We start from the raw sequence: 6,530 nt of genomic DNA, 5'->3' as shown, positions 1-6,530 counted from the left end.
CCTATCATCTGCTGCTGCCGGTGCTGTCGGAGTTCATGGCACGCTATCCCGAGATCGAGCTCGACATCGATTTCAACGACCGGATCGTCGACGTCATCGACGAGGGTATCGATGTCGCGATCCGCAGCGGCGAACTGCCGGATTCGCGCCTTGTGTCGAGACCCGTTGCGCCCTTTCGCATGCTGCTGTGCGCGGCGCCCTCCTACCTGGACCGCCATGGCGCCCCCGGCGTCCCGGCTGATCTCATCAGGCATTTCGGCATAAACTTCCGCTTCCTGAACAGCGGCAGGCTGCTGGAGTGGCCGTTCACTACCGGAAGCGCTGAACCGCAGATCCGCTCGATGCTGACCTGCAACAACATGGAAGCCTTGAAGGGCGCCACGCTCGCCGGCCTCGGCATAGCTTGCATGCCGGATTTCCTGGTGCGCGAGGCGCTGCACGAAGACAGGCTGCGTACCGTCCTCGATGGTCATGTCGACGGCCGTGGCCAGTTCCGGATGCTGTGGCCCTCCAATCGCCATCTGTCGCCGAAGGTGCGCGTCTTCGTTGATTTCCTTCCCGAGCGACTTGCTGCGACAAGCGGCTCGTAGCCAACTCATCGAATAAATATGATTATTATTGTCATGTTTATGTGGAAATATCGGAGCGGCTGTGGCATGCCGCTGACGGTGAGGGTGCCGCGCGGCGCCTTGCCCGAACCGTTTCGAAGGACTTGAGCGATGGACCAACTTAGCGCGCAAACCCGGATCAGCGACGCGGCGATCAGATCGGTGATGGACCGGCTGCGCGCAGAGCACAGCGAATTCGAGATTGACACTGGCGTTGCCGACCAGTGGGAGCTCCGCCTCTACTACGGCTCGTTGAGCGCTACGCTCGATGATGAAAGCGTGCTGATCCGCGTCGCGGCGACAGACGAAACCTGCCTGTCCTACATGAAGATGACGGTCGCCGGCCATGTCGCCGAACATCTCGGCACGACCAAGGGCATCCATTGGCAAGGCGACGGCAGCGACGCCGGTACTCCGGTCTTCTTCCGCGAGATCACGGTGATGTCGTCGACGCGGATATCGGCGCATATGCAGCGCCTGCGCTTCGCCGGCAAGGATCTCGGCCGATTTAGCCATGGCGGCCTGCACATGCGGCTGCTGCTGCCGCCGCCTGGCCGCCGGCTGGTTTGGCCGACGATGGGCGCTGACGGCTTGATCGTCTGGCCTTCTGGCGACGATGCGCTTGCCGTGCGGGTCTACACGATCCGGGCGCTGGATGCCGCAAGCGGTTGGCTCGATGTCGATTTCGTGCTGCACCCCGGCCAGAACACGCCCGCCGCCACATTCGCGCAAAACGCACGGGCGGGAGACGTCATCGGCATGATCGGACCCGGCGGCGGCGACGCCCCGGTGGCGCAGACCTTGCTTCTGCTCGGCGACGACACCGCGCTGCCCGCCATCGGCAGGATTTTGGAGCATCTGCCGCCATCAACACGTGCCGAGGCGCTGATCGAGGTCGATAGCCCGGATGACCGAATGGCGCTGGCGCAAGGGGACAATATCGACATCACCTGGCTTTACCGGCGCGGCCTCGAGGCCGGCACCGCGGGCCTATTGTCGACCGCCTTGCGTGAGCGCAATCACATGGCGCTTGCCGACGGCCTGTACGTCTGGGCAAGTTGCGAATTCGGCGATTTCCAGGAGATACGCAAGATCGTGCGCAAGCAGTGGGGCCTGCCGCGCGACCGGCACCTGGTTACCGCCTACTGGCGTCGGGATGCGCATAGCGTGGGCGAGGGCGGCGAGGACTAGTCGCTGCTTATTGCCTGACGCTTCTGGCCACCAGCCGAGCGACGCTCGGGCCGACCAGCAGCACGATCAGGAAGCGTGCCGATTGCAGGGCCATGACGAAGGAGATGTCGACGTTCTGCGCGGCGGCGGCGATGATGGCGATGCTGTCCATGCCGCCGGGGCTGGTCGCCAGATAGGCGGTCAGCGGATCGATGCCCAGGAGATGGCTGATCAGGAAGGCAAGGCCGCCGCAAAAGGCGATCAGCGCCACAATCGAGGCGATGATCTGCGGCAATGCGCGCGTTGCATGGCGCAGGATCGCCCTTGTGAAGTTCAGGCCGATCGACCAGCCGACCATGGCGTAGCTGACGGCCAGCAGCCATTGCGGCAATTGCATTTCCACGCCCAAGCCGAGATGGACGACGGTGCCGAAGACAAAGGTGCCGAGGAAGAAGGGCGAGGGCAGTCGGCACAACTTTCCCGCCAGGCCGCCTACGACCGCGATGCCGATGGTGGCGGCGAAGGCTTGGGCATCGATCGGCGGGAACCAGATGATGGCGGGGATTTCGACATCAGACGTGTCGACCCACATCTTGGCAACGAGTGCTGCCGTCATCGAGACGAAGATGACGCGCAGATACTGCATGAAGGCGACGAGACGCTGGTCGGCACCGAAGGCACCGGCCATCAGCACCATGGCGGTGGCCGCACCCGGCGACGAGCCCCAGACGGCGGTGGTGCCGGGCAGGATGCGCCAGCGGCTGATCAGCCAGCCGAGCAGGCTGGAGGCCGTGACGGTCGCCACCACGACGCCGAAAAACAGCGGCCATTCCTTGTAGAAGACTGGAAAGATGTCGGCCGAGATCGACGCCGCGACGAGGCAGCCGACGATCGCCTGGGCGGCGCCGAACAGAAGACGCGGGACGCGCACCGTGGCGCCATTGGTGCCGGCCACGATGGCGGCCAGCATCGGCCCGATCAGCAGTGCCGCCGGCAGGGCTGCTAGCTCCAGAGCGCCGGCAAACAAGAGGGAAACAACCAGGAGGGCAAGCCACTGCCAGAGCTTGCGCATCCGCGCCATGCGCTCGAGCGTAGGCAGGTCCGGGGAGGGCTGCTCGGTCGAGGAATCCATGTTTCGGTCTTAGACCCGCAGGGCGAAAAATGCGAACCGCGATTCATTGAAAACGACTGTTTCACCCGTCCAGGTGTCGAATAACAGGTTTCACAAGCCGGCGTCGAACCGTTGCTCGATCTCATTGCGACCCATGCGGTCGAAATCGTCGGGGACGGAAAACTGGCCGGCCATAAAACCGACCCGTCGCGCCTGCAGCGCCGGTTTTTCGATCGGCACGATTCTGGCCAACGGCTTGCCGGCTTTGGCAATAACAAACGACTCGCCTTGGGCTGCACGTCTCACAAGGCGCGACAGATGGGCTTTCGCATCGCGAATGTTTACTGTCCGCGTCAAAGGTTGCTCCTCAAAGTTGGCATCGAACTCACCCCGTCTTGCCGTCAGCCAGCCCGAAGCCGCCGACGGGGTGGGTTTCGACCTGGAATTCAAAACCGGCGATGAACGGCCGCGCCTTGGCGATCGCCGCCTGGACTTCGGGAAGCTGCAGCGAGGCCTTGTGGCTTTCAGCGTCGGTCCACACTTCGGTGACCCAGATCGCGTCGGCATCGGCGGGGTCGCGCGCGATGATATAGCTCAGGCAGCCCGGCAGGGCGCCTGTACTGTCGCGCAGAAGGTCCATGACCGCGTCACGCTGGCCGCGCGCCGCCCGCATCTTGCCGATCAGTCCGTACATTCCGTTGTCTCCCTTTGAGGTTTTCGACAAGAACATGCAGACCGCCAGTATGCCGGTAGCCGTTCAAGGCATCAACTGGCCGCCATTCACCTCGATCACCTGGCCGGTGATGTAGCCGCTGAGAAGGTCCGAAGAGAGGAACAGATAGGCGCCGACGCAATCCTGCGCCGTGCCGGCGCGTCCCTGCGGAATGGTGGCGACCATGCCCTTCATCTGCTCGTCGGTCGAATAGCGCTCGTGGAACGGGGTGAGAATGGTTCCGGGCGCTACCGCGTTGACGCGGATGCCGAAGCCGATCAGTTCCTTGGCCATGCCGCGCGTCACATTGGAGACGAAGGCCTTGGCCGAGCCGTAAAGCCCGGCGCCGCCGCCGGCGCCGTTGCGCGCGGCGATCGAGGAGGTGTTGACGATGAAGCCGCCCTGTTTCTTCAGCCACGGGATCGCCTTGCGCGAAGCAGTCAGCACCGAGCGCGCATTGAGGTCCATCACAGCGTCGTAATGCGCCTCGGTCTGCTCGGCATAAGGGATGCGGCCAAGCATGCCGCCGGCATTGTTGACCAGCCCGTCGAGGCGGCCGAAATATTGCGCGCTGTCCTCGACGACGCGCTCGACATCGGCGGCAACGGAAAAATCGCCCTGAACGAGAAACACCTCGCCGCCCTTGTCGGCAATCGTCAGGCCGAGCTTCTCGGCGGCGTCTTGACTCGAATTGTAGTGCAGCGCCACCTTGCATTTCTGCGCTGCATAGGCCAGCGCGAGCGCCGCTCCGATGCCGGTCGACGCACCGGTGACCAGCACCGCCTTGCCGGCAAGATCGGGTATGCTGAGTGTGGTGGCTGGCACGGTTCTTCCTCCGGGAGGTCTGCCTGTCCTTCGTAGGCCCTTGCCACCCCGGTGTTCAAGCCTTTGAGCAATTCAAGGAAACGTGTGGAGCGGTTTCCCGGCAAAGCGAGTAGCGCTTTCCCTCGGGGAATTTGCGCCAAACAAACCGCTCTACGGATGCAGATAGGCGTAACCCTGGCCTTGCAGTTCGGCGAGTTTGACGACGCCGCCCTTGTCGGCGGCATGAAACCCGGCGAGCAGGTCGGGGAGCGAAATATCCATGCCTTGCATGGTGTTGGCGCAGGCATGGGGTTCCAGCCCCTGCCGCACCAGGCCGGCGAAGCGCCCGGAAATCGCGGCCGATATGCCTTTCGACTTGAAGGCCGCGAGCGCGGGACCATGCACGACCAGCACGATGTCGACATTGCCGCCGGTGCCCTCATAGTGGTTCTTGATGTTGCCGAGCACGAAATTGACCTTGTCGGTGTCGCTCAAGTGGTAGGCGACTTTTTGCCTTGCGGGCTCGGTGGCGGCTGCCTGTGCTGCCCGCAAACCGAGAAGCGTTCCGGTTCCGGCAAGAACCGCGCGGAACATATCGCGCCGACGCATGGAATCCTCCTCCGCTTGGCGGCCCGCCGCGAATTGCGTGGCTGCGGCCGCAATACTAGCATAAATTGACGTTGCGTCCTGTCGATGCGGAGGAGAGATCACATGGCGTTCAGGGCAGGGGAATGGAAGACAGTCGCCGGCGCCGGGTTTGGCGCGGCGCTGCTTGGCTTGCTTGCCGGATCGGCCTCCGCCGACGATGCGCTGAAGCTCACCGAACTCAGTCCGAACGGCGCTGATGCCTGTTTCGGCCGCGTCTATGATGCGGGGCATCTCAAGGCGCACCCGAAGCAGAAGGTGACGCGGATCTTCTTCTACTACGGCCATGATCCGGTCAGCCGGCCGAACGAGGAACCGACCGTGAATTCCGACACGTCCTACAATGCCTTCATCGCCACCACTGTGCGCGGCGCCAAGTCGCCGGAATGGGCCGGCGGCTGGTGCAATCATGCGTCCGAGGACGGCAAGACAGGCCCGGTTCATTGCGGCATGGAATGCGACCGGACGCTTGCGTCGCTGAAGGTCGACGACAAGGGCCGGCTGTTCCTCTCGGATCTGCAGCCCGACATCTATCTCGATGCCGGTTCGGAAGAAGAACTTGGCGCTGCGGAATATAGCAGGCAGGCACTCGGCAAGGATGACGACAATTTTCGCCTCGACCCGATCCCAGCGGCGACCTGCAAGGCGGAGTTCGCGCGCATCGATCCGGTCGACCCGGCGCTAGGCCCGCCGCTGCGCGAGCGGCTGAAGCCGGACCAGGCCTTCTGCTATGGGCGCGACTACGATGCAGCGCATCTCGGCTCGCACCCCGATCAACTCACCCGGTCGATCCGGGTTTTCCGCGGCAAGGTGGAGCTGGCGTCCTTCGCCTCGGGTGGCGACGCCGCCAACTGGCCAGACGGCGCCGACATTGCCGTTACCGTCACCACACGGCAGAAATCGGCTGAGGTTACGCAGACCTATTCCTGCCAGGGCGAAGCCGATCAGTGGCGCTGCGCGGCCAGTTCGAAGATGAGCGATTTTTCCTGCGACATCGCGCAGAAGGAGATTTTCCTCAAGCGTGGCCTCAATGGCACGATGATGCTGGCAAATCCCAACAGCGCGCTCGCGATCGTCGACCTGTGTTCGAAGGCCGCCGATGGCAAGACGAAATCCGACGACAAGGTCTATCGGCTGCAGCCGATGCCGCAATCGGCCTGCTCGCCTTGAGCTTCAATGGAGGCGCGAATGGATAAGGCAAAAGTCTTTTGGTCTGGCGGATCGCAAGCAGTACGCATGCCGAAGAAATACCGTTTCGATACCGGCGAGATTTCAATCCGTCGCGAGGGCCGAGCGGTCGTTCTCGAACCGCTTGCGCAGGATTGGGTCTGGCTCGACAGTTTGACCGGGCCACTTGACGACGATTTTGTTGAGGCAGCTTTGGAAGGCCGATAGAGACTGGCGGCGCAGACCATAGGATCCATGCGTGACATCTGAGCGCTGCTGCGGTGCAGAATTCTGTTCCGCTGCACTCTACGGA

At 63.2% G+C, this 6,530-nt stretch carries 9 protein-coding genes; 4 read left to right on the top strand and 5 right to left on the bottom strand.

Annotation, left to right across the window (positions count from 1 at the left end; genetic code table 11):
• Positions 1 to 590 (top strand): LysR substrate-binding domain-containing protein (locus tag EN750_RS13275; RefSeq protein WP_245482694.1); only part of this gene is annotated, 590 nt, incomplete at its 5' end.
• A 129-nt stretch (positions 591 to 719) separates the two neighbouring features.
• The gene (locus EN750_RS13270) at positions 720 to 1,799 is read left to right on the top strand and encodes a siderophore-interacting protein (RefSeq protein ID WP_127396683.1); all 1,080 of its coding nucleotides are present in this window, start codon (positions 720 to 722) and stop codon (positions 1,797 to 1,799) included.
• Positions 1,800 to 1,806: 7 nt separating this feature from the next.
• On the opposite strand, the gene EN750_RS13265 is transcribed toward EN750_RS13270, so the two are convergent.
• From EN750_RS13265 to EN750_RS13245, 5 genes are all read right to left on the bottom strand, one after another.
• The gene (locus tag EN750_RS13265) at positions 1,807 to 2,910 is read right to left on the bottom strand and encodes an AbrB family transcriptional regulator (protein ID WP_127396682.1); all 1,104 of its coding nucleotides are present in this window, start codon (positions 2,908 to 2,910) and stop codon (positions 1,807 to 1,809) included.
• Between the two features lie 90 nt (positions 2,911 to 3,000).
• The gene (locus EN750_RS13260) at positions 3,001 to 3,246 is read right to left on the bottom strand and encodes a type II toxin-antitoxin system prevent-host-death family antitoxin (RefSeq protein WP_127396681.1); all 246 of its coding nucleotides are present in this window, start codon (positions 3,244 to 3,246) and stop codon (positions 3,001 to 3,003) included.
• Between the two features lie 28 nt (positions 3,247 to 3,274).
• Positions 3,275 to 3,583: a putative quinol monooxygenase gene (locus EN750_RS13255; protein WP_023809886.1), complete on the bottom strand. Its 309-nt coding sequence runs from the start codon at positions 3,581 to 3,583 to the stop codon at positions 3,275 to 3,277.
• Between the two features lie 63 nt (positions 3,584 to 3,646).
• On the bottom strand, positions 3,647 to 4,426 hold the full coding sequence (locus tag EN750_RS13250; RefSeq protein ID WP_127270549.1) for an SDR family oxidoreductase: 780 nt from the start codon (positions 4,424 to 4,426) through the stop codon (positions 3,647 to 3,649).
• A 150-nt stretch (positions 4,427 to 4,576) separates the two neighbouring features.
• Positions 4,577 to 5,014, bottom strand: coding sequence for a DsrE family protein (locus tag EN750_RS13245; RefSeq protein WP_127270547.1), 438 nt, complete (start codon positions 5,012 to 5,014; stop codon positions 4,577 to 4,579).
• 102 nt (positions 5,015 to 5,116) lie between these two features.
• Here EN750_RS13245 and EN750_RS13240 point away from each other — a divergent pair, with 102 nt between their 5' ends.
• Together EN750_RS13240 and EN750_RS13235 are read left to right on the top strand one after the other, a co-directional pair.
• Entirely contained in the window at positions 5,117 to 6,220 is a 1,104-nt protein-coding gene (locus tag EN750_RS13240) for a hypothetical protein (protein ID WP_127396680.1), read from the top strand.
• A gap of 18 nt (positions 6,221 to 6,238) precedes the next feature.
• Positions 6,239 to 6,445: an AbrB/MazE/SpoVT family DNA-binding domain-containing protein gene (locus EN750_RS13235; protein WP_032808618.1), complete on the top strand. Its 207-nt coding sequence runs from the start codon at positions 6,239 to 6,241 to the stop codon at positions 6,443 to 6,445.
• Positions 6,446 to 6,530: the final 85 nt, after the last annotated feature.

Source organism: Mesorhizobium sp. M7A.F.Ca.ET.027.03.2.1 (assembly GCF_003999175.1).
In the GTDB taxonomy this organism is placed as follows: domain Bacteria; phylum Pseudomonadota; class Alphaproteobacteria; order Rhizobiales; family Rhizobiaceae; genus Mesorhizobium.
This window is presented reverse-complemented; position numbering and strand designations above follow the sequence as displayed.